Source organism: Streptomyces sp. LUP47B (genome assembly GCF_001746295.1).
Classification (GTDB): Bacteria; Actinomycetota; Actinomycetes; order Streptomycetales; family Streptomycetaceae; genus Streptomyces.
The window spans coordinates 302,600-324,446 of record NZ_MJAH01000010.1; the positions used below are offsets into that span (position 1 = coordinate 302,600).

Consider the following 21,847-nt stretch of genomic DNA (forward strand, 5'->3'; position numbering starts at 1 on the left):
GGCCGTAGGCTGACTGCATGTCGACTTTCGCCAAGCGTGAACGACTTCTCCTCGCCGACCTGTTGGAGGCCGAGGGCCCGGACGCCCCCACTCTGTGCGAGGGCTGGCTCACCCGGGATCTCGCGGCGCACGTGGTGGTGCGCGAGCGCCGTCCCGACGCCGCCGGCGGCCTGCTGATCAAGCAGCTCGCGTCCCGCCTGGACCGGGTGATGGCCGAGTTCTCCGAGAAGCCCTACGACGAACTGATCCAGCTGATCCGCACCGGCCCGCCGCGCTTCTCGCCGTTCCAGCTCAAGCAGGTCGAGGAGCTGTCGAACACGGTCGAGTTCTACGTCCACACCGAGGACGTCCGCCGGGCCCGCCCCGACTGGGCGCCGCGCGAACTGGACTCCGTCTTCCAGGACACCCTGTGGTCCCGTCTGGAGCGCACCGCCCGGCTGATGGGCCGCGGCGTCCCCACCGGCCTGGTACTGCGCCGCCCGGACGGCCAGACGGCGGTCGCCCACCGCGGCACACCGGTCGTCACGGTGACCGGTGAGCCGTCGGAGCTGCTGCTGTTCCTGTACGGCCGGCAGAGCGCGGCCAAGGTGGAGCTGGACGGCGACAAGGAGGCGATCGCCAAGCTGCACGAGGCGAAGGAGCTCGGAATCTGAGGTCACACCGGGAGCTCGGCGCGCCGCAGGTTCCGTGCGCGCCGTCTCCACGACCGGGGCTCAGCCCCGCAAAGGCGTCACCGCACCGGGTGCCCCGCCCCCCGCAGCGTCTCCTTGACCTCGCCGATCCGCAGATCGCCGAAGTGGAACACCGAGGCCGCCAGCACCGCGTCCGCGCCCGCTCCGATCGCCGGTGGGAAGTGGTCGAGCTTGCCCGCGCCGCCGGAGGCGATCAGCGGCACCGTCACGTGCTTGCGGACGGCCTCGATCATCTCCAGGTCGTAGCCGTCCTTGGTGCCGTCGGCGTCCATGGAGTTGAGCAGGATCTCGCCGGCGCCCAGCTCGGCCGCCCGGTGCGCCCACTCCACGGCGTCGATGCCGGTACCGCGGCGACCGCCGTGGGTGGTGACCTCGAAGGTTCCCTCAGCGGTGCGTCGCGCGTCCACCGACAGCACCAGCACCTGCCGGCCGAACCGCTCGGCGATCTCCTTGATCAGCTCGGGGCGCGCGATGGCCGCGGTGTTCACCCCGACCTTGTCCGCCCCCGCCCGCAGCAGCTTGTCCACGTCCTCGGCCGTGCGGACCCCGCCGCCGACCGTGAGCGGGATGAAGACCTGCTCGGCGGTGCGGCGCACCACGTCGTACGTCGTCTCACGGTTGCCCGACGAGGCGGTGATGTCCAGAAAGGTCAGCTCGTCGGCGCCCTCGGCGTCGTACACCTTGGCCATCTCGACGGGGTCGCCCGCGTCGCGCAGGTTCTGGAAGTTGACACCCTTGACCACCCGGCCGTTGTCCACGTCCAGGCAGGGGATGACTCGTACGGCCAGCGTCATGAGGACACCCCTCGGAACGCCTCCACCTCGACCTCGACGACCAGACTCGGGTCCACGAAGCCGGAGACGATGATCATGGACGCGGCGGGCCGGACGGTGTCGAACAGCTCCTTGTGAGCCCGTCCGACCTCCTCCACGTCCCGGGCGTGGGTGATGTACATGCGCGTCCGCACGACGTCTTCGCGGCCGAGCCCCAGCTGCCCCAGCGCCGCGAACGCGACGTCGAAGGCGTTGACCGTCTGCTCGAACGGGTCGCCCGCGACGATCTCGCCGTCCACCACCGAGGTGCAGCCGGAGACCAGCACCAGGCCGTTCGGCAGTTCCACCGCACGGGAGTACCCGAAGGTCTCCTCCCACGGCCCACCGGTCGTGACACGTCGTACGTCGCTCACTTGGCCACCGCCTCCAAGGCCTCTTCCAGGGTGAACGCCTTCGCGTACAGGGCCTTCCCGACGATGGAGCCCTCGACACCGAGGGGCACCAGCTCGGCGATGGCCCGCAGGTCGTCCAGCGAGGACACGCCGCCGGAGGCCACCACGGGGCGGTCGGTCGCCGCGCACACGTTGCGCAGCAGCTCCAGGTTCGGGCCCTGGAGCGTGCCGTCCTTGGCGATGTCGGTGACGACATACCGGGCGCAGCCCTCGGAGTCGAGCCGCTCCAGCGTCTCGTAGAGGTCGCCGCCGTCGCGGGTCCAGCCGCGGCCCTTCAGGGTCGTACCGCGGACGTCCAGGCCCACCGCGATCCTGTCGCCGTGCTCGGCGATGACCTTGGCGACCCACTCCGGGCTCTCCAGGGCGGCGGTACCGAGATTGACCCGGGTGCAGCCGGTGGCGAGGGCGGCCGCCAGGGAGGCGTCGTCCCGGATGCCACCGGACAGTTCCACCTTGATGTCCATCGCCTCGGTGACCTGGCGGACCAGCTCCCGGTTGTCGCCGGTGCCGAACGCCGCGTCCAGGTCGACCAGGTGCAGCCACTCGGCGCCCGACCGCTGCCAGGACAGCGCGGCCTCCAGCGGGGAGCCGTACGAGGTCTCCGTGCCGGACTCGCCGTGGACGAGCCGGACGGCCTGGCCGTCGCGGACGTCGACGGCGGGAAGGAGTTCGAGCTTGCTCACAGTGTTCCGATCCAGTTGGTGAGGAGCTGGGCACCGGCGTCGCCGGACTTCTCGGGGTGGAACTGTGTGGCCCACAGCGCGCCGTTCTCCACGGCGGCCACGAAGGGCTCGCCGTGCGTCGACCAGGTGACCTTGGGGGCCGTCATCGCCGTGTTGTGCGTCTCCAGCGACCAGTCGTGGACGGCGTAGGAGTGCACGAAGTAGAAGCGGGCGTCGGCGTCCAGGCCCGCGAACAGCTGGGAGCCGGCCGCCGCGTCGACGGTGTTCCAGCCCATGTGGGGCACGATGTCGGCCTTCAGCGGCTCGACCGCGCCGGGCCACTCGTCGAGGCCCTCGGTCTGCACCCCGTGCTCGATGCCGCGCGCGAAGAGGATCTGCATGCCGACGCAGATGCCCATGACCGGGCGCCCGCCGGACAGCCGGCGGTCGATGATCCAGTCGCCGCGGGCCTCGTGCAGGCCCTTCATGCAGGCGGCGAAGGCGCCGACGCCCGGTACCAGCAGACCGTCGGCGTTCATGGCCCTGTCGTAGTCACGCGTTATCTCGACGTCGGCTCCCGCGCGCGCGAGGGCGCGCTCGGCGGACCTCACGTTGCCGAAGCCGTAGTCGAAGACGACCACTCGCTTGGATGCGCTCAATTCCACACCTCCAGCCTCACGACGCCCGCGACCAGACACATCGCGGCGCCTATGGAGAGCAGCACGATCAGGCTCTTCGGCATGTCCTGCTTGACGAAGGAGTAGATGCCGCCGGCCAGGAAGAGGCCGACGACGATCAGGAGGGTCGAGAGGCCGGTCACAGCGCGCCCTTCGTGGAGGGGAGGATGCCGGCCGCGCGCGGGTCGCGCTCGCTGGCGTACCTGAGGGCCCGGGCCAGCGCCTTGAACTGGCACTCCACGATGTGGTGCGCGTTGCGCCCGTACGGCACGTGCACGTGCAGCGCGATCTGCGCCTGGGCGACGAAGGACTCCAGGATGTGCCGGGTCATCGTGGTGTCGTACGCACCGATCATCGGCGCCATGTTCTCGGGCTCGGTGTGCACGAGGTAGGGGCGGCCGGAGAGGTCGACGGTGACCTGGGCGAGGGACTCGTCCAGCGGGACCGTGCAGTTGCCGAAGCGGTAGATGCCCACCTTGTCGCCGAGCGCCTGCTTGAAGGCGGCACCCAGCGCGAGGGCGGAGTCCTCGATGGTGTGGTGGGAGTCGATGTGCAGGTCGCCCTCGGTCTTCACGGTCAGGTCGAACAGACCGTGCCGGCCGAGCTGGTCGAGCATGTGGTCGTAGAAGCCGACGCCCGTCGACACCTCGACCTTTCCGGACCCGTCGAGATCGATCTCGACGAGGACCGAGGTCTCCTTGGTCACCCGCTCCACGCGGCCTACGCGGCTCATGCGCTCTCCTTCTTCAACTCACGGACCGCGTCGAGGAACGCGTCGTTCTCTTCGGGGATTCCGGCCGTCACCCGCAGCCAGCCTGGGACGCCGTTGTCCCGGACCAGGACGCCCCGGTCGAGGATCTTCTGCCACATCGCGTGGGCGTCGTCGAAGCGGCCGAACTGCACGAAGTTGGCGTCCGAGGCGGTGACCTCGTAGCCGATCTCCAGCAGCTCGGTGACCAGCCGGTCCCGCTCGGCCTTCAGCTGCTCGACGTACTTGAGCAGGGTGTCGGTGTGCTCCAGGGCGGCCAGCGCGGTCGCCTGTGTGACGGCCGACAGGTGGTAGGGCAGCCGTACGAGCTGTACGGCGTCCACGACCGCCGGGTGCGCGGCGAGGTAGCCGAGGCGCAGGCCCGCGGCCCCGAACGCCTTCGACATGGTCCGCGAGACGACGAGATTCGGCCGTGCTTCCAGCAGCGGCAGCAGTGAGTCGCCGTGGCTGAACTCGATGTAGGCCTCGTCGACCACGACCATGGAGGGCTTCGCGGCCTGCGCGGCCTCGTACAGCGCGAGGACCGTCTCCGGGGGGACCGCGGTGCCCGTGGGGTTGTTGGGCGTGGTGATGAAGACGACGTCCGGCCGGTGCTCGGCGACGGCCTTCTCGGCGGCGGCGAGGTCGATCGTGAAGTCCTCGTTGCGCGGGCCGGAGATCCAGCCCGTGCCGGTGCCGCGCGCGATGAGGGCGTGCATCGAGTACGACGGCTCGAAGCCGATCGCCGTACGGCCCGGTCCGCCGAAGGTCTGCAGCAGCTGCTGGAGGACCTCGTTGGAGCCGTTCGCCGCCCAGACGTTGGCGAGGCCGACCTCGTACCCCGAGGTGTCGCTGAGGTACTTGGCGAGCTGGGTGCGCAGCTCGACCGCGTCCCGGTCCGGGTAGCGGTTGAGATCGCGGGCTGCCTCGCGGACGCGCTCGACGATGCGCTCGACCAGCGGCTCGGGCAGCGGGTAGGGGTTCTCGTTGGTGTTCAGCCGTACGGGGACGTCCAACTGGGGCGCGCCGTAGGGGGACTTGCCGCGCAGCTCGTCCCGTACTGGGAGATCGTCGATTCCGAAGTTCACTTGCTCGTCGGTACCTTCCACCCGAACCGTGCCTTGATCGCCGCCCCGTGGGCGGGCAGGTCCTCCGCCTCCGCGAGCGTCACCACGTGGTGCGCCACGTCCGCGAGCGCGTCCTTCGTGTAGTCGACGATGTGGATGCCCCTCAGGAAGGACTGCACGGACAGTCCGGAGGAGTGGCAGGCACAGCCACCGGTCGGGAGCACGTGGTTGGACCCGGCGCAGTAGTCGCCGAGCGAGACCGGCGCCCAGGGGCCGATGAAGATCGCGCCCGCGTTGCGGACCCGGTCGGCGACCGCGGCGGCGTCGGCCGTCTGGATCTCCAGGTGCTCGGCGCCGTACGCGTCGACGACCCTGAGGCCCTCGTCGATGCCGTCGACGAGGACGATCGCGGACTGCCTGCCCTTCAGGGCGGGCACGATCCGGTCCTCGATGTGCTTGGTGGCCGCGACCTGCGGCTCCAGCTCCTTCTCGACCGCGTCCGCGAGCTCGACGGAGTCGGTGACCAGGACGGCGGCGGCCAGCGGGTCGTGCTCGGCCTGGCTGATCAGGTCGGAGGCCACATGCACCGGATCGGCGGAGGCGTCCGCCAGGACCGCGATCTCGGTCGGTCCGGCCTCGGCGTCGATGCCGATCTTGCCCGTGAAGTAGCGCTTGGCCGCGGCGACCCAGATGTTGCCGGGGCCGGTGACCATGGGGGCGGGCGGGCAGGACTCGGTGCCGTACGCGAACATGGCGACGGCGGTCGCGCCACCGGCGGCGTAGACCTCGTCGATGCCGAGCAGCGCGCACGCGGCGAGGATCGTCGGGTGCGGGAGGCCTCCAAACTCGGCCTGGGCGGGCGAGGCGAGCGCGATGGACTCCACTCCCGCCTCCTGCGCGGGCACCACGTTCATGATCACGGAGGACGGGTAGACCGACCGGCCGCCGGGTGCGTACAGCCCGACACGGTCGACCGGCACCCACTTCTCGGTGACGGAACCGCCGGGGACGACCTGGGTCGTGCGGGTCGTACGGCGCTGCTCGCGGTGGACGAGACGGGCGCGGCGGATGGACTCCTCCAGGGCCGCGCGCACGGCGGGGTCGAGCTCTTCGAGCGCCTTGTCCACAACGGCGGCCGGCACGCGTACCGACTCCAGCCGCACCCCGTCGAACTTCTCCGCGAAGTCGATCAGCGCCGCGTCGCCCCGATGATGCACGGCCTCGCAGATCGGACGCACCTTCTCCAGGGCGGCCTGAACGTCGAAGTCGGCTCGGGGCAGCAGGTCGCGCAGGGCGGGGCCCTCGGGGAGGGCGTCGCCGCGCAGGTCGATTCGGGAGATCACGCTCCCAATTCTCTCAGACCCTCGTCAGGGCCCGTTCGCGCATTCCAATGGCTGATACGCAACCTGGAAGATCGCCTTCACGTCTAGCGTTCAGGGGGTTACTCAGCGGGCATGAACGGCTGTACGAATCCACAAGTGACCGAGGGGCTGGAAGAACCGTGACCGAGGGGGCCGGGGTCCGGGACGGAGACCTGCCGGACGATCTGACCGCCGCGGAAGCCGGTATGTGGCAGGCCTTCCGCAACGGCACCGTGTACGACCTGAGCAGCGGCGACACCGTCGTCGACGATCCGCACGGCGGGCACCCCTGGGGTCCCGAGCGGACGGTACGCGCGCGTATCGTGTGCTGGCTGCTCCTGGACGGTCCGCCCGCGCTCGCCGGCCGGGTCTCGTCCCTGAAGCTCACCGGCGTGCAGATCAGCGGCACCCTGGACCTCTCGGGCGGCACGGTCGTGCCGTACCTGGAGATGAAGGGCTGCCGCTTCGAGCGGGAGATCCTGCTGCCTGAGGCCCGCTTCACCACCGCACGGTTCGTGGACTGCTCGGTGCCGCGCCTGGAGGCCGCCAGGGTGCACACGGAGGGCGATCTGCATCTGCCGCGCTGCCGCTTCCACAACGGCGTACGGCTGACCGACGCGCACATCGGCACGGATCTGCTGATGAACCAGGCGATCGTCTACCGCGACCGCAGCGGCCGTTCGATCGCCGCCGACGGCATCACCGTGGGCCAGGACCTGCAGGCGGAGCTCCTGGAGTCGCACGGCGAGCTGAGCCTGCGCAGCGCCACCATCGGCGTCTCCCTGAGCCTGCGCGGCGCCCGGCTGAACAACCCGTACACCCGGCTCGCGCTGAACGCCCCCCAGCTGACCGTCGAGCGCACGCTGTACCTGACCCCGGCGGGCGTCGGCGCCTCCATGCTGAGCGGGGCGACCCCCGCGCGCGGGACGCGGATCCAGCGCTTCGAGTGCCAGGGCGGCGTGCGGCTGGACGACGGGCGGTTCGGGGACGCGGTCGACCTGGAACGGGCCCGCTTCACCTTCACCGAGGACCAGGAGCTGTCGCTGCGCCGGGTCCAGGCCCCGGAGCTGCGCTTCCTGGGTGAGAAGCCGCAGCGCGGCAAGGTGGTCCTCTCGGGAGCGCGGGTCGGCAACCTGGTGGACCGGGCGAGCGCATGGCCGGGACCGGGCAACCTCCACATGGGCGGGTTCGTCTACGAGAACCTCGTACCGCACGGTCCGTTCCCGCTGGCCGAGCGGCTGGAGTGGGTGGCGGCCGCCACCGCCGAGTACAACCCGGAACCGTACGAGAGGCTCGCGGCGGTGCTGCGGGCCGGTGGCGAGGACGAGGACGCGCGCGAGGTGCTGCTCGCCAAGCAGCGCCGGCGCCGCGAGAGCCTGCCGCTGGCCGCCAAGCTGTGGGGGTACGTGCAGGACTGGACGGTCGCCTACGGGTACCGGCCCGGTCGGGCCGCCGTATGGATGGCGGTGCTGTGGGCGGCAGGCTCCGTGGCGTTCGCACACGCGAGCCATCCGCCGCTCAAGGGCGGCGACCATCCGGTCTGGAATCCCGCCCTCTTCGCCCTCGACCTCCTGCTCCCGGTGATCGACCTGGGCCAGGTCGGTTTCTGGCAATTACGTGGCGGCTGGCAATGGCTGGCGGCCGCGATGGTCCTCCTCGGGTGGATCCTGGCGACCACCGTGGCGGCGGGTGCGACGAGGCTGTTGCGGCGGAATTAGGGAGGTCCGTGGTGCGTAAGGTGAACGTAGGTCACGTCTTTACCGCGCTTTGACCGTCCGTCGTACAACTTTCCACGAGTTGCACGTGCGCACTGGCGCAGGGCTGGCTCGCGGACCTTCAATGGTCGACACCATGGCTCTGCTGCCCCCCTTCATCCGAGCGTCACGGACACCCCCGTACCTCACCGGCGGACTGCCCGCCGACAACGAGGTACTGCTCGACGCGCCCGACGACCGGCTCGGGCCGGCGCTGGTCGCGGCCGGGCAGGGCGCGTACGGACGCGCGGCCGAGGTGCTCGCGGCAACCCGCGAGAGCGCCGCCTGGGAACTGCGCGACCGGTACGTCCGGCGGCTCTCCGCCTTCGCCCGCTCGCGCCCCGAGTGGTACGACGCCTGGCGCGCCGAGGCCCCGTACGACCCGGACCAGCTGCTCCTTGCCGCCCAGCTCGCCGTGGACCGCGTCTGGGACTCACCGGCCCGGGCGGAGCTGCTGCGCGAGGTGAGCCCGCTGATCACGGCCGCGGCACGCGGCGACGACCGCGACCCGGTGCCGTGGCGTATCGCGCTGGACCACGCGCGCGGCTCGCAGGCGGGGCACGTCTACTTCGGGGAGTTGTGGGAGGCGTCCCTCAGTCGCGCCCCGCTCCACTACGGCTGCCATGTCGCCGCGCTGCGCTATCTGGCGACCTCCTGGCGGGGCTCGTACCGCGAGTGTTTCGACTTCGCCGACCGGGCCGCGCAGGACGCCCCGTCCGGCTCCCTCATCCAGGCGCTGCCCGCGCGGGCAGCGCTCGCGTGTCTGACCGAGGGCGGCGGCACCGCGGTGCCGCGCGAGCGGCTGGACGCGGCGGCGGACCGGGCGATCGAGCTGTCCGCCACGTTCGCGGTGGCCGACCTCTGGCCGGCCGAGGTCCGCAACAAGCTGGTGTATGTCCTGGTGCGCCTGGGCCGCTGGACGGACGCTCTGGAGCAGCTGCGCATGATCGGCGCGTACGCGACCTCGTTCCCGTGGGGCCGGGAGTCCGAGGACCCGCTGGGCCGCTTCCTGGAGGTCCGCGAGGAGGTCCGCCGGCACGCCCTGATCCATCCACGGAGTGAGCACGGGGGACGTGTCCGCTCCGGAGGCCATTAGGCTTTGGCGCCGTGACCACCGTGCGGCTCCCGCTCTTCCCCCTGAACTCGGTACTGTTCCCGGGGCTCGTGCTTCCTCTCAACGTCTTCGAGGAGCGCTATCGCGCCATGATGCGCGAACTGCTGAAGACGCCCGAGGACGAGCCGCGCCGGTTCGCCGTCGTGGCGATCCGCGACGGCCACGAGGTGGCGCCCAGCGCACCCGGCCTGCCGGACCAGACGGCCGTGCCCGAGCGCGGCCCCGCGGCCGGCTTCGGCGACGACCCGGCCACGGCGTTCCACGCGGTGGGCTGCGTGGCGGACGCGGCGACGGTACGGGAGCGGGCGGACGGCACGTTCGAGGTCCTGGCGACGGGCACGACCCGGGTCCGCCTGCTGTCCGTCGACGCGTCGGGCCCGTATCTGACGGCCGAACTGGAGGAGCTGCCGGAGGAGGCGGGCGAGGAGTCCGGTCCCCTGGCGGAAGGAGTCCTGCGGGCCTTCCTCCAGTACCAGAAGCGCCTGGCGGGGGCCAGGGAACGCACCCTGTCGTCCGGCACGGAGCTCCCGGACGAACCGTCCGTTGTGTCGTACCTGGTGGCTGCGGCGATGATGCTGGACACCCCCACGAAGCAGCGACTGCTCCAGGCCCCCGACACCGCGTCCCGTCTCCGGGACGAACTGAAACTTCTGCGCGCGGAGACGGCGATCATCCGTAATCTTCCGTCGTTGCCGGCGTCGGAACTGACGCTCGGCCCGACGAGTCTGAACTGAGGCCGGGAACCGCCAGATGCCGAAGAAGCCGAAGAAGCAGCAGCAGCCGGGAGGCACCCCCGCGACGGTGGCCCTGACCGCGGCAGGCGTGCCCTTCACCGTGCACAGCTACGACCACGACCCCTCCCATCCGTCCTACGGCGAGGAGGCTGCCGAGGCGATGGGCGTCTCCCCCGACCGCGTCTTCAAGACGCTGGTCGCGGACGTGGACGGGGCCCTCACGGTGGCGGTGGTCCCGGTGGCCGGCTCACTGGACCTGAAGGCCCTGGCCACGGCGGCGGGCGGCAAACGGGCTGCGATGGCGGACCCGGCCCTCGCCGAACGCACCACGGGCTACGTCCGCGGCGGGATCTCTCCCCTGGGCCAGCGCAAGAAGCTCCCCACGGTCCTGGACGCCTCTGCCTCCACCCACGACACGATCTGCGTCTCGGCCGGCCGCCGGGGCCTCGAGGTGGAACTGGCGCCGGCCGACCTGGCCCGCCTCACGAAAGCGGTCCTGGCGCCCGTCGCCCGCGCGTGACCCCTCGACGAGCCCCCCTTCCTCGGTTGAGCAGAAGGGGCATGTCGAAGAAAACGCGGAAACGCAAATGGCGCACCAAGAAGGGCCGCTCGAACCACGGCAGCCGGCCGGCGTAGGGGTGCGACGGGGATCGTAGGGGTCGAAGGGGGTCATCCCCTACTGCGCAGGCGCTCCGTACCCGTCCTTGGGGACCGGCTCCCCATATATCGGCTCAGGATCCCGGGGCCCGAACAACGCCGTCAGCCCCAGATGCACGACAAGCCCGGCCAGCGACCAGGCCAGCAACGCCCCCTTCGCGCCCAGCTTCAGCGGCGCGGAGAACGTGACGCCCTTGCCCACGGCCTTCGCATGGGCGAGCACATCCGAGGACGGCCCGAGCCATGTCCCCACCCGCCACGCGAGAAAGGATCCCAGGATCCCTCCGACGGCGAGACCCACCACCAACGGCACCCCGCCCCGTCGCCGCCAGAGGAACACCACGAGCGCGCTCACAAAGCCGAAGGCCAGCGCCAACAGGGTGAACGTCCCGTCCACCCCCACCGCCTGCTCCCCTTCGGTGTCCTTGAGATAGACGACCCAGCTGCCCTGCTCGTCCACATCCCCGACCAGCGGCACATGCGGCGCCAGCCACCACCACAGCACGCCGAGCAGCGTTCCGAGGACCGCCACGGCCACCGTGACCGCCAAGGCCTCCAGCAGCTCGGTCTTCATGCCGGGCCCGTCCTGCCCGTACCGGGGTTCGGCCGGGGCCGTGTACCGGGGATCAGGGGCCTGCCACGCATCGTGCGAGGACGGTTCGTGGGGCGGCGGAGGAGGAGTCAACGGTGCGGTCACCCTGACATCGTGCCAGGCCCGCCTGTGCGGCGCGTCACCGGACGGCCGCCCGGCGATACGCCCAGGTGGCGACGGCAAGCGAGACCACGCCCACGCACCCGCACACGGCGAGGTCACCGAGCACGAAGGCCCAGTCGGGATGCGGTCCGAAGGTACGGGCGAACGCCTCGACGCCGTAGGTCGAGGGCAACAGGTCCCGCGCGAACCGCACCGCCTCGGGCATCCGCTCGGCGGGCAGCACCCCGAGCAGCAGCGCGGCGGACATGCCGAGCTGTCCCAGCAGGGTGGCCAGTTCCGGCCGGGGCGCGAGCAGCCCGAGCGCGGCGCCCAGTCCCGCGAGGGCCGCACCGGCCAGCGGGATCACCGCCACGAGCACCCACAGATGGGCCAGCGGAAGCCCGAACAGCACACACCCGAACACGGCGGTCACCACGGTCCCGGGCACGGTGAAGGAGGCGTACGCCCCCGCGGCGCCGAGCACCACGGCGGCCGGCGGCACCGGCAGGGTGGCGTAGTGATCGAGCCCCCCGCTCGCCCTCAGCTGGCCGAAGTACTGAGCGAGCAGATTGAGCGCGACGAAAGCGACGACCAGCACGGACGCCCCGGCGACCACGGACCGGGCCTCGCCGCCGCCGTCCACGACCCCCCGCATCAGGACCATGATGCCGATCGACTGGAAGGTCGCCACGAACAGCAGCGGGATGCGCGCGACCCGCGCGCGGGACAGCTGCGCGCGGTAGACGGCCGCCAGCGACGGCCACAGCCGCGCGCGCGGCCCGAGCTCGGCGGCCGCCGCCCGGCCCGTCTCCTCGACGGCCGGCGCGCCGCCCGGCAGAACCCCGGCGGGTACGACACTCACGTGGCTCTGCTCCTCTTCGCTCCGGCGGTCGCCCTGTGACGTACGGATGCGGCCGTCCGCGTACTCAAAGCGCTCAAGTCTTCACCAGCCCCTGCCGCGCGGCCCCGCCCAGCGCGAGGTACACGTCCTCCAGGCTGGGTGTGGCGAGCGTGAAGTCGTCCAGCGCGGCGAACGCGGCCCCACCGGTGACGGTGGCCACGACCGCACGGGCCTCCTCGGGGGCGAGCCGCAGCGTCCAGCGGCGCCCGGAGGCCACGGCCCGGTCCTGGAGCGCGGCGACCTCGGGGACGTGCAGCGGGGCCGCCTCGCGCCACACGAGGTCCACGCGGACCTCGCCCGCGACCTGTTCCTTGAGGCCGTTGGGTGTGTCGCAGGCGATCACCCGGCCCTGGTCGAGGACGGCGACCCGGTCCAGGACCGTCTCAGCCTCGATGACGTTGTGGGTGACGAGCAGGACGGTCGTGCCCCGTTCGGCCCGCCGCCGGTCCACGGCGGACCACACCGCGCGCCGCGCCACGGGGTCCATGGCGGTGGTCGGTTCGTCGAGTACGAGCAGCGGGCGCTCCCCCACGAGCGCCGACGCGAAGCACGCGAGCCGCCGCTGCCCGCCGGACAGCCTCCTCAGCGGCCGCCCGGCGATCGGCGTGAGCCCCAGCTCCTCGAGCACGGCGTCCCGCTCGGCCCGCGCCCGCCGCGCCTCCAGGCCGCGCAGCCGACCGGTGGTCTCGGCGGCGAGGGAGACGGTGAGGTCGTCGAGGGCGGTGGACTCCTGGCCGAGGTAGGCGAGGATCCGCGAGGCCCGGTCCGGGTGGCGCACGATGTCGTGCCCGAGGATCTCGACGCTGCCGCGGTCGGGCCGCATCAGCCCGGTCAGCTGCCGTACGAGCGTGGTCTTCCCGGCGCCGTTCGGCCCCAGCAGGCCGAAGATCTCACCCCGCCGGATGTCCAGCTCCACGTCGTCGGTGGCCCGCACCTCGGGTGTCCCCGGGGCGCCGCGCCGGCCGCGCACCGCACGGTAGGTCTTGGTCAGCCCGCGCACCGCACACACGACGTCATCACCGTGCCGAAGTGCCTGTGCCGCGCGCGTACTCACAAAGGACGAGACTACGGGGTCGGGGCGTCCTGTTCCCCTTTGGGGCGGCGTATGCGCCGTCTCACTCCCCGGCGGGTGCGTGCTCCGCCGCCGTCCGTACATCGATCTCCCGCCAGAACCCGGCCCGGATCGCATAACGGTCGTGTTCGTCGATCTGGTCGTCCTTGTGCGCGAGCAGCCCGAACCGCGCCGCGTATCTGAGCAGCTCCCCGTCGATCCGGTGCGGCACCCGCGGATACATCCCGGACAGCCGCTGCAGATGCGCCTGGTCCCCCAGCCGCTCCATCCACCGCCGCGCGAAGACCTGCCCGACCTCGAACGGATCACCGCCCACCGTGGTGATGTCCTCCTCCCGGTCGGCCCATCGCTGCTCCGCCGTGGTCAGCTGCGCGAGGGTCGGCATGGAGGCGACCTCGGGCGGCTCGGCGGCGCCACTGGGCCGGTCCACCCACCCTTTGTCGGAGGACCACCGCAGGGTCGCGCTCGCGGGGTGCTGGGCGGCCTGGGTACCGGGCGCCCGCAGCGCGGCGAGGTCCTTGGGCGTCGGCACCCCCTTCGGCGCCGGCACCCGCTCCTGCGTGCCGTTCTCCGAAGGGGCGGCCGTGGCGTGCTCGCGCTCCTCCCCGGTCCGCTCGGGCGCGGACTCGGGCAGCGGCGCCGAGAGGATCGCGGCGATCTCGGGCCGCGGCACCGGTGGCGGCGCGCAGATCCCGCCGACTTCCTTGGCGCGTACGGCCTTGGTGATCCACGCACGGTCCAGCACCCGCCGCTCGTCCGCCTCGGCGACCAGGTCCTCCGACTGGTTGTAGTCCCCGTCGGCGGCCTGCACGGCCCACAGGTGTACGGCGACCCCGTGCTCCTTGGCGGCCATCATGCCCGGCAGCAGGTCCCCGTCGCCGGTGACGAGCACGATGTCGGAGCAGGCGCGATTGCGGGCCAGCTCGGTGAGTTCGGCGTGCATGGCGGCGTCCACGCCCTTCTGGGCCCAGCGTCCGTCGCTGCGGGTCAGGGCGCCGAGCCGGACGGTGACCCGGGGCATCACGCGCAGTCTGCGGTGCTCGGGCTGCGGGACGCGGTCGGGGGCGCCGTCGAACCAGTAGATGCGCAGCAGGGGCCGTTCCGTGTCGGACTCGGCCCGGTCGCGCAGCCCCTGGACCAGGGCGGCGTGGTCGACGGTGATACGGGAACGGGAGGGCTCCCCGGCAAGGAGACTGGCGGCGGCCCCCAGCAGATACCCGGCGTCCACCAGGACGATGCAGCGGTCCACGCGATCCACCCTCTTTCCGGGAGGTTTGCTTCGGGCTTCCTTCGAGTCTGCCCGACCACGCGAGGGTTAACGGCCGGAACTCGATCTTCGGCGTGGCGTTTCGGGGCATCGCACGGCGACATTCCCTGTCACACACGGTAATTATCCGAAATGCGCCTCTTGCCAGCCTATGTGAATCTGATCCCGGCCCTGGCCCCTAGATCCCCCACAGGAGGCAGACACCATGGCCAAGAACAAGAAGCAGAGCCGTAAGCAGCCGCAGTCCGAGCGTGGCCGGCAGGAGGCCCAGCATTCCGCGATGGAGACACCGGCCGAGGAGCGTGCCACGCAGGTGACCCCCGGCGACGTCGCCCGCAAGGGCCGGCAGAAGAGCTTCGGTCACAACTGACATCTGCCTAAAGGGTTGTTGAGACCCGGATACACAGAGGGGCGCACCCGGTTGCGGGTGCGCCCCTCTGGAGTCGTCCTCAGCCCGCCAGGCAGGACGGTCCGAGCAGCACCTTCAGGTCTCCGAAGAGCGCCGGGTCCGGCTTCACGCGATGCCGGTCCAGCCGCAGGACCGTGGTCTTGCTGGGGCCCTGGAGCCGGATGCGGACCTCGCTCTCCCCCTTGTGGTGACTGAGGATCTCGCCGAGCCTGCTGACCATCGGCGGGGTCACCTTCAGCGCCGGGATGGTGAGGATCACGGGCGCGTTGGTGCCCGCGTTGGACAGGTCGGGGACCTGGAGCTCCATCGCGACCAGCCGGGGCACGTCCTCCCGCTTGTCGAGGCGGCCCTTGACGAACACCACGGCGTCCTCGACGAGTTGCGTCGACACCAGTTGGTAGGTCGCCGGGAAGAACATGCACTCGATGGAACCGGCGAGGTCCTCGACGGTGGCGATCGCCCAGGCGTTGCCCTGCTTGGTCATCTTGCGCTGGAGGCCCGAGATGATGCCGCCGATGGTCACCACCGCGCCGTCGGAGTGCTCACCGCCGGTGAGCTGGGCGATGCCCGCGTCGGCCTTGTCGGACAGCACGTGCTCCAGGCCGAAGAGCGGGTGGTCGGAGACGTACAGACCGAGCATCTCCCGCTCCTGGGCGAGCAGATAGGTCTTGTCCCACTCCTCGGTGGTGAACTCCACGTCCAGTCCGAAGCCGGGCTCGCTGGTGTCCTCGTCCCCCATCCCGCCGAAGAGGTCGAACTGGCCCTCCGCCTCCTTGCGCTTGACCGCGACCACGTTGTCGATCATCGAGTCGAAGTGCGCGGTGAGGCCCTTGCGGGTGTGCCCCATGGTGTCGAACGCGCCCGCCTTGATCAGCGACTCGGTGGTGCGCTTGTTGCAGGCGACCGCCTCGACCTTGTCGAGGTAGTCGGGGAAGGAGGCGTACTTCCCCTTGGCCTTGCGGCTGCGGATGATCGACTCGACCACGTTGGTACCGACGTTGCGCACGGCTTCGAGGCCGAAGAGGATGACGTCGTCGCCCTGGGCGGCGAAGTTGTGCTCCGACTCGTTGACGTTCGGCGGCAGCACCTTGATGCGCATACGACGGCACTCGTTGAGGTAGACCGCCGACTTGTCCTTGTCGTCCTTCACCGAGGTGAGCAGCGCGGCCATGTACTCGGCCGGGTAGTTGGCCTTGAGGTACGCGGTCCAGTAGGAGACCAGTCCGTACGCGGCGGAGTGCGCCTTGTTGAACGCGTAGCCGGCGAAGGGGACCAGGACGTCCCACAGGGCCTGGATCGCCTCGTCGCTGTAGCCGTTCTTCTTGGCGCCGGCCTGGAAGATGGTGAAGTTCTTCGCCAGTTCGTCGGGCTTCTTCTTGCCCATGACGCGGCGCAGGATGTCGGCCTCGCCGAGCGAGTAGCCGGCGATGATCTGGGCGGCCTTCTGCACCTGCTCCTGGTAGACGATCAGGCCGTAGGTGACCGCGAGGACCTCCTGGAGCGGCTCCTCCAGCTCCTTGTGGATCGGGGTGATCTCCTGGCGGCCGTTCTTGCGCTCGGCGTAGTTGATGTGGGAGTTCATGCCCATCGGGCCCGGCCGGTAGAGGGCCGAGACGGCGGAGATGTCCTCGAAGTTGTCGGGCTGCATCTGGCGGAGCAGCGAGCGCATCGGGCCGCCGTCGAACTGGAAGACACCGAGGGTGTCACCGCGGCAGAGCAGTTCGAAGGTCTTGGGGTCGTCCAGCGGCAGGGCGAGCATCTCCAGGTCGATGCCCTTGTTGGCCTTCACCATCTTGATGGCGTCGTCCATGATCGTGAGGTTGCGCAGCCCCAGGAAGTCCATCTTCAGCAGGCCGAGCGACTCGCACTGCGGGTAGTCCCACTGCGTGATGGTCACGCCGTCGGTGTGGCGCACCCAGATCGGGGCGTGGTCGACGATGGGCTCGCTGGACATGATCACGCCGGCCGCGTGCACACCCATCTGCCGGACCAGGCCCTCGACGCCCTTGGCGGTGTCGATGACCTTCTTCACGTCCGGTTCGTTCTCGTACATCGACCTGATCTCGCCGGCCTCGCTGTAGCGCGGGTGGGAGGGGTCGGTGATGCCGTTCAGGTCGATGCCCTTGCCGAGGACGTCGGCGGGCATCGCCTTGGTGAGCCGGTCGCCCATCGCGTACGGGTAGCCCAGCACGCGCGCGGAGTCCTTGATGGCGTTCTTCGCCTTGATCTTGCCGTACGTGCCGATCATGGCGACCTTGTCGGCGCCGTACTTCTCGGTCACGTACCGGATCACCTCGACGCGCCTGCGCTCGTCGAAGTCGATGTCGACATCGGGCATGGAGACGCGCTCGGGGTTGAGGAACCGCTCGAAGATCAGACCGTGCGGGATCGGGTCGAGGTCGGTGATGCCCATGGCGTAGGCGACGATCGAGCCGGCCGCGGAGCCTCGGCCGGGGCCGACCGCGATGCCGTTGTTCTTGGCCCACATGATGAAGTCGGCGACCACGAGGAAGTAGCCCGGGAACCCCATCTGGATGATGACGTCCATCTCGTACTCGGCCTGCCGCTGGCGGTCCTCGGGGATGCCGCCCGGGAAGCGGCGCTCCATGCCGCGGCGGACCTCCTCCTTGAACCAGGTGACCTCGGTGTAGCCGTCGGGGATGTCGAACTTCGGCATGAGGTTCTTGGCCTCGAACATGCCCTCGGTGTCGACCTGTTCGGCCACCAGGAGCGTGTTGCGGCAGCCTTCCTGCCAGGCGTCCGAGGAGTCGACGGCGTACATCTCGTCCGTGGACTTCAGGTAGTAGCCGGTGCCGTCGAACTTGAAGCGGTCCGGGTCGGAGAGGTTCTTGCCGGTCTGGATGCACAGCAGCGCGTCGTGGGCGGTCGCCTCGTGCGCGTACGTGTAGTGCGAGTCGTTGGTGACCAGCGGGGGGATGCCGAGCTTCTTGCCGATCTCCAGGAGGCCGTCGCGGACCCGGTGCTCGATCTCGATGCCGTGGTCCATCAGCTCCAGGAAGTAGCGGTCCTTGCCGAAGATGTCCTGGTACTCGGAGGCGGACTTCAGCGCCTCGTCGAACTGGCCGAGGCGCAGCCGGGTCTGGAGCTCGCCGGAGGGGCAGCCGGTGGAGGCGATGAGCCCCTCGGACCACTGGGAGATGGTCTCCTTGTCCATGCGGGGCCACTTCTGCAGCCAGCCCTCGGCGTACGCGTCCGAGGAGAGCTTGAAGAGGTTGTGCAGGCCGGTCCTGTTCGCCGCCCAGATCGTCTTGTGGGTGTAGCCACCCGAACCCGAGACGTCGTCCCGCTTCTGGTGCGGCTGGCCCCACTGGATCTTCCGTTTGTTGCGCCGGGACTCGGGTGCGACATACGCCTCGATCCCGATGATCGGGGTGACCCCGGCCTTCTTCGCGGAGTGGAAGAAGTCGTACGCCCCGTGCAGGTTGCCGTGGTCGGACATGGCGATATGGGTCATGCCCATCTCGTTGCACGCGTCGAACATGTCCTTGAGCCGCGCGGCACCGTCCAGCAGGGAGTACTGGGTGTGGACGTGCAGGTGCGTGAACGGCGGCTTTGACACGGCGTGGCCTCCATGGAAAACACTCGACGACAGGCGGACGGACAGCTCGGGGGACAGCGTCGAAGTCTATGCCTCTGCACTGACACTCAGGGGGTCGCCCCGCGTACCTTCACAACGAGGGCCGCGGGCACTTTCCCCCGGGCCCGACCGTTGGACTGACGACAGAAACGCTGTCGTACACATGTACCAGGAGGCACCCCGCGATGTCGGTTCCGCAGCTCAACGACGAGCACCGCGGCGAGGAGATTCTCGCTGTCTTCGACACCGCCTTCGGCGAGCTCCTGGCCGCCGACCCGGCAGCGTTCCGCGTGAAGTTCCGGAAGATGGCGGCTTCCGCGTTCGCGTTCTACCGGGGCACGGCGTGCCTCTTCTACCACGACCTCGACGCCGAGAAGAGGGGTGGCCCGTACCTCGACGAGCGCACCTCGCGCGTGTGGATCCACGGCGACCTGCACGCGGAGAACTTCGGCACCTACCTGGACGCCAACGGCCGGCTGATCTTCAACGTCAACGACTTCGACGAGGCGTACGTCGGCCCCTTCACCTGGGACCTCAAGCGCTTCGCCGCCTCGGTGGCGCTGATCGGGTACGCCAAGGCCCTCGGCGACGAGCAGATCACCGAGCTGGTGGAGGTGTACGCGGGCGCGTACCGCGAGCGGATCCACGCCCTGGCCACCGGCGCCAAGAGCGACGAGGTCCCGCCCTTCACCCTGGACACCGCGCAGGGCCCCCTCCTGGACGCGTTGCGCGACGCCCGCTCCCTGACCCGCTTCGGCCTTCTGGACTCGATGACGGAGATCCGCGACTTCGAGCGCCGCTTCGCGCCGGGCGGCGGCTCCATCGAGCTGGACGCGGCCACCCGCTACAAGGTGCTCGCCGCCTTCGACGGCTATCTGGAGACCCTCCCGGAGGCCTCCCTGGACCGTCCGGACTCCTACCGCGTCAAGGACGTCGTCGGCCGCCGCGGCATCGGCATCGGTTCGGCCGGTCTGCCGTCGTACAACATCCTTCTCGAAGGGCACACCGACGCCCTGGAGAACGACGTCGTGATCTACATCAAGCAGGCCCAGACCCCGGCCGTCTCCCGCCACATCACCGATTCGGCGATCCGCGACTACTTCCAGCACGAGGGCCACCGCACGGTGATCTCCCAGCGCGCCCTCCAGCAGCACGCCGACCCGTGGCTCGGCTGGACCGAGCTGGGCGGCGCGGGCCAGCTGGTCGCCGAGGTCTCGCCGTACGCCGTGGACCTGGACTGGGGCGACATCGACGACCCGGAGGAGATCGCGGCGGTCGTCGCCGACCTCGGCCGGGCCACGGCCACCATGCACGCGGCGGCGGACGACACCTCCGGCGAGTCCCTGGTGCCCTTCTCCACCGAACGGGCCATCGACGCGGCGATCGCCGCCGACGAGGACGGCTTCGCGGGCCTGCTGGTCGACTTCGCGCACAGCTACGGCGCACGCGCGCGTGCCGACCACCAGACCTTCGTCGACCTGTTCCGCAACGGCCGGATCCCCGGTCTGTGACAGGGCTCATGACCCTTCCCATAACGATAGGGCCGCTCACAGGGATCCTTTAGGGGTCCCTTACAGCCCCGCGTGACAGACTCTCCACGCTATGGACATATCCGGGACCCAGCTACGAGCGCTCCGCGCGGCGCTGTTCACGGCACTCGTCGTGACGCTCAGCACCGCGTCGCACGTGCTGCTGTCCCGGGCTCCCCTGCCGCTCAACACGGTGGCGGCGGTCGCCGTCGCCGTGTTCGCGCTCGCCTACGTGCTGGCCGGCCGGGAGCGCGGCTTCGGGCGGATCGCCGCCGTGCTGATCCCGCTGGAGCTGGCTGCCGACACCGTCTTCACCACCGGCCAGCACGTCTGCTACGGCGCCGCGGGCGGCCCGGTGGCGGGCCCGCTGCGCTCGGTCGGCTGGGACGTGTTCTGCGGCGACGGCACCAGCGTGGGCTCGCCACTGGCCCGGATGACCGGCACCGATCCCGGCCGGCTCGGCGGCCTGCTCGCGCACGCCGACCCGCAGACCGCCTGGCTGCTGCTGGGCGCTCACCTCTGTGTCGGCCTTCTCGCGGCCGCCTGGCTGCGCCGCGGCGAGCGGGCCCTGGCCCAGCTGCTGCGGGCCGTGGCCGCCACGACCTTCCGGCCGCTCCTCCTCGTGGCCGCCGCGCTGACCGTGCGGTCGCACCCGGAGCCGGCCCGCCCGGTGCGCCCCGGCCGCCGTACGGCCGTCGCGCTCGACGAGATCCTCGTGCACTCCCTGGGACGGCGTGGACCGCCGTGCTCGGTCGCTGTCGCCTGAACAGGAACAGCAGCTGAGCACCACCAGTCCCGATCGACGTATCCCCCCGCACACGACGTGTGCGCGTCCCCTTGATGGAGAACACCACCATGAGCAAGCGGAACAGCCAGGCCTCGAAGACGGCCGCCCGTGAGCGGCTGCGCCAGGAGCGCGAGCGCCAGGCCAAGCGTGACAAGGTCAAGCGGCAGGTCATCGTTGCCTGCTCCGTCGTCGGCGTCCTGGCGATAGCCGGCGGCATCGGCTACGCGGTCGTCCAGAACAACAAGCCCGGCTACTGGGAAGAGGCCAAGAACGACAAGCTCGTCAAGCCGGCCAACAGCACGGGCAGCAACGGCACGACGGTCGTCATCGGCAAGAGCACCGCCAAGAAGACCCTGGTCATGTACGAGGACCCGCGCTGCCCCGTCTGCGCCCAGTTCGAGCAGACCGTCGGCTCGACCGTCGACAAGGACGTCGAGGACGGCAAGTTCAAGATCCAGTACGTCGGCGCCAGCTTCCTCGACGGCAACCTCGGCGGCGAGGGCTCCAAGAACGGCCTCAGCGCCCTCGGCGCGGCGCTGAACGTCAGCCCCGAGGCGTTCCTGAAGTACAAGACCGCGATGTACTCCACGAAGTGGCACCCTGCCGAGGACGGCCCCGACAAGTTCAAGGACGACGCCTACCTCATCAAGATCGCGCAGACCGTCCCGGAGCTGAAGGACAACAAGACCTTCCAGAACGCCGTGAAGAACGGCACCTACGACAAGTGGGCCCTGGACATGTCCGACAAGTTCAACAAGGACGGCGTGACCGGCACACCGACCCTGAAGATGGACGGCAAGACGCTGACCGGTTCCGACGGCAAGAGCGCGCCGATGACGGTCGCCGACTTCAACACGGCGCTCGATGCGGCCCTGAAGGCCTGACCCCCGCACTCTTCA

At 70.4% G+C, this 21,847-nt stretch carries 22 protein-coding genes; 9 read left to right on the plus strand and 13 right to left on the minus strand.

The genetic code is table 11. The features are described from left to right. The first annotated feature begins 17 nt into the window (after positions 1–17). Entirely contained in the window at positions 18–653 is a 636-nt protein-coding gene (locus BFN33_RS29390; protein WP_069763165.1) for a TIGR03085 family metal-binding protein, read from the plus strand. 77 nt (positions 654–730) lie between these two features. Here BFN33_RS29390 and hisF read toward each other — a convergent pair whose 3' ends face one another. The 8 genes from hisF to hisD are packed head-to-tail and all read right to left on the minus strand — an operon-like array spanning position 731 to position 6,414. Beyond that, on the minus strand, positions 731–1,486 hold the full coding sequence (hisF, locus tag BFN33_RS29395; RefSeq protein WP_062038020.1) for an imidazole glycerol phosphate synthase subunit HisF: 756 nt from the start codon (positions 1,484–1,486) through the stop codon (positions 731–733). Next, the gene (locus tag BFN33_RS29400; protein WP_069763166.1) at positions 1,483–1,878 is read right to left on the minus strand and encodes a RidA family protein; all 396 of its coding nucleotides are present in this window, start codon (positions 1,876–1,878) and stop codon (positions 1,483–1,485) included. The genes hisF and BFN33_RS29400 overlap by 4 nt, the downstream gene beginning before the upstream one ends. Next, the gene (gene priA, locus BFN33_RS29405; protein ID WP_069763167.1) at positions 1,875–2,600 is read right to left on the minus strand and encodes a bifunctional 1-(5-phosphoribosyl)-5-((5-phosphoribosylamino)methylideneamino)imidazole-4-carboxamide isomerase/phosphoribosylanthranilate isomerase PriA; all 726 of its coding nucleotides are present in this window, start codon (positions 2,598–2,600) and stop codon (positions 1,875–1,877) included. The genes BFN33_RS29400 and priA overlap by 4 nt, the downstream gene beginning before the upstream one ends. Beyond that, positions 2,597–3,238, minus strand: coding sequence for an imidazole glycerol phosphate synthase subunit HisH (gene hisH / locus BFN33_RS29410; RefSeq protein WP_069763168.1), 642 nt, complete (start codon positions 3,236–3,238; stop codon positions 2,597–2,599). The genes priA and hisH overlap by 4 nt, the downstream gene beginning before the upstream one ends. Continuing rightward, entirely contained in the window at positions 3,235–3,399 is a 165-nt protein-coding gene (locus tag BFN33_RS53285; RefSeq protein ID WP_057618481.1) for a hypothetical protein, read from the minus strand. Before BFN33_RS53285 ends, hisH begins: the two co-directional genes overlap by 4 nt. Beyond that, on the minus strand, positions 3,396–3,989 hold the full coding sequence (gene hisB / locus BFN33_RS29415) for an imidazoleglycerol-phosphate dehydratase HisB (RefSeq protein WP_069763169.1): 594 nt from the start codon (positions 3,987–3,989) through the stop codon (positions 3,396–3,398). The genes BFN33_RS53285 and hisB overlap by 4 nt, the downstream gene beginning before the upstream one ends. Further along, positions 3,986–5,092 (minus strand): histidinol-phosphate transaminase, encoded by a 1,107-nt coding sequence (locus BFN33_RS29420; protein ID WP_069763170.1) that lies wholly within the window; start codon positions 5,090–5,092, stop codon positions 3,986–3,988. Before BFN33_RS29420 ends, hisB begins: the two co-directional genes overlap by 4 nt. After that, positions 5,089–6,414, minus strand: coding sequence for a histidinol dehydrogenase (gene hisD / locus BFN33_RS29425; RefSeq protein ID WP_069763171.1), 1,326 nt, complete (start codon positions 6,412–6,414; stop codon positions 5,089–5,091). Before hisD ends, BFN33_RS29420 begins: the two co-directional genes overlap by 4 nt. A 158-nt stretch (positions 6,415–6,572) precedes the next feature. Here hisD and BFN33_RS29430 point away from each other — a divergent pair, with 158 nt between their 5' ends. From BFN33_RS29430 to ybaK, 4 genes are all read left to right on the plus strand, one after another. Further along, positions 6,573–8,150, plus strand: a complete 1,578-nt coding sequence (locus tag BFN33_RS29430) for an oxidoreductase (protein ID WP_069763172.1) — start codon at positions 6,573–6,575, stop codon at positions 8,148–8,150. Between the two features lie 121 nt (positions 8,151–8,271). Continuing rightward, positions 8,272–9,282, plus strand: a complete 1,011-nt coding sequence (locus tag BFN33_RS29435) for a hypothetical protein (RefSeq protein ID WP_069763173.1) — start codon at positions 8,272–8,274, stop codon at positions 9,280–9,282. Between the two features lie 11 nt (positions 9,283–9,293). Then, positions 9,294–10,034 (plus strand): LON peptidase substrate-binding domain-containing protein, encoded by a 741-nt coding sequence (locus tag BFN33_RS29440; protein ID WP_069763174.1) that lies wholly within the window; start codon positions 9,294–9,296, stop codon positions 10,032–10,034. A 16-nt stretch (positions 10,035–10,050) separates the two neighbouring features. Continuing rightward, on the plus strand, positions 10,051–10,554 hold the full coding sequence (gene ybaK, locus BFN33_RS29445) for a Cys-tRNA(Pro) deacylase (RefSeq protein WP_069763175.1): 504 nt from the start codon (positions 10,051–10,053) through the stop codon (positions 10,552–10,554). Between the two features lie 156 nt (positions 10,555–10,710). On the opposite strand, the gene BFN33_RS29450 is transcribed toward ybaK, so the two are convergent. The 4 genes from BFN33_RS29450 to BFN33_RS29465 all read right to left on the minus strand — a co-directional run bounded on the left by BFN33_RS29450 (position 10,711) and on the right by BFN33_RS29465 (position 14,607). After that, positions 10,711–11,388, minus strand: a complete 678-nt coding sequence (locus BFN33_RS29450; RefSeq protein WP_079141061.1) for a DUF2567 domain-containing protein — start codon at positions 11,386–11,388, stop codon at positions 10,711–10,713. Between the two features lie 34 nt (positions 11,389–11,422). Further along, the gene (locus BFN33_RS29455; RefSeq protein ID WP_069763177.1) at positions 11,423–12,247 is read right to left on the minus strand and encodes an ABC transporter permease; all 825 of its coding nucleotides are present in this window, start codon (positions 12,245–12,247) and stop codon (positions 11,423–11,425) included. Positions 12,248–12,320: 73 nt separating this feature from the next. Then, a complete protein-coding gene (locus BFN33_RS29460) occupies positions 12,321–13,295 on the minus strand; it encodes an ABC transporter ATP-binding protein (protein ID WP_069763178.1) in 975 nt (324 codons plus the stop codon). 106 nt (positions 13,296–13,401) lie between these two features. Beyond that, on the minus strand, positions 13,402–14,607 hold the full coding sequence (locus BFN33_RS29465; protein WP_069763286.1) for an NYN domain-containing protein: 1,206 nt from the start codon (positions 14,605–14,607) through the stop codon (positions 13,402–13,404). A 223-nt stretch (positions 14,608–14,830) separates the two neighbouring features. Between BFN33_RS29465 and BFN33_RS53290 the strand changes: the two genes are divergently transcribed. Next, positions 14,831–14,995, plus strand: a complete 165-nt coding sequence (locus tag BFN33_RS53290) for a hypothetical protein (protein WP_088245412.1) — start codon at positions 14,831–14,833, stop codon at positions 14,993–14,995. A gap of 79 nt (positions 14,996–15,074) precedes the next feature. On the opposite strand, the gene dnaE is transcribed toward BFN33_RS53290, so the two are convergent. Beyond that, positions 15,075–18,614 (minus strand): DNA polymerase III subunit alpha, encoded by a 3,540-nt coding sequence (gene dnaE / locus BFN33_RS29470; RefSeq protein ID WP_069763179.1) that lies wholly within the window; start codon positions 18,612–18,614, stop codon positions 15,075–15,077. Between the two features lie 203 nt (positions 18,615–18,817). Here dnaE and BFN33_RS29475 point away from each other — a divergent pair, with 203 nt between their 5' ends. The 3 genes from BFN33_RS29475 (at position 18,818) to BFN33_RS29485 (ending at position 21,832) form a co-directional block, all read left to right on the plus strand. Continuing rightward, the gene (locus tag BFN33_RS29475; protein WP_069763180.1) at positions 18,818–20,143 is read left to right on the plus strand and encodes a DUF2252 domain-containing protein; all 1,326 of its coding nucleotides are present in this window, start codon (positions 18,818–18,820) and stop codon (positions 20,141–20,143) included. Between the two features lie 91 nt (positions 20,144–20,234). Continuing rightward, positions 20,235–20,927 (plus strand): hypothetical protein, encoded by a 693-nt coding sequence (locus BFN33_RS29480; protein ID WP_069763181.1) that lies wholly within the window; start codon positions 20,235–20,237, stop codon positions 20,925–20,927. 89 nt (positions 20,928–21,016) lie between these two features. After that, positions 21,017–21,832 carry a thioredoxin domain-containing protein gene (locus BFN33_RS29485; protein WP_069763287.1) on the plus strand — a complete coding sequence of 272 codons (816 nt, stop codon included), beginning with the start codon at positions 21,017–21,019 and terminating at the stop codon, positions 21,830–21,832. Positions 21,833–21,847 lie beyond the last annotated feature (15 nt).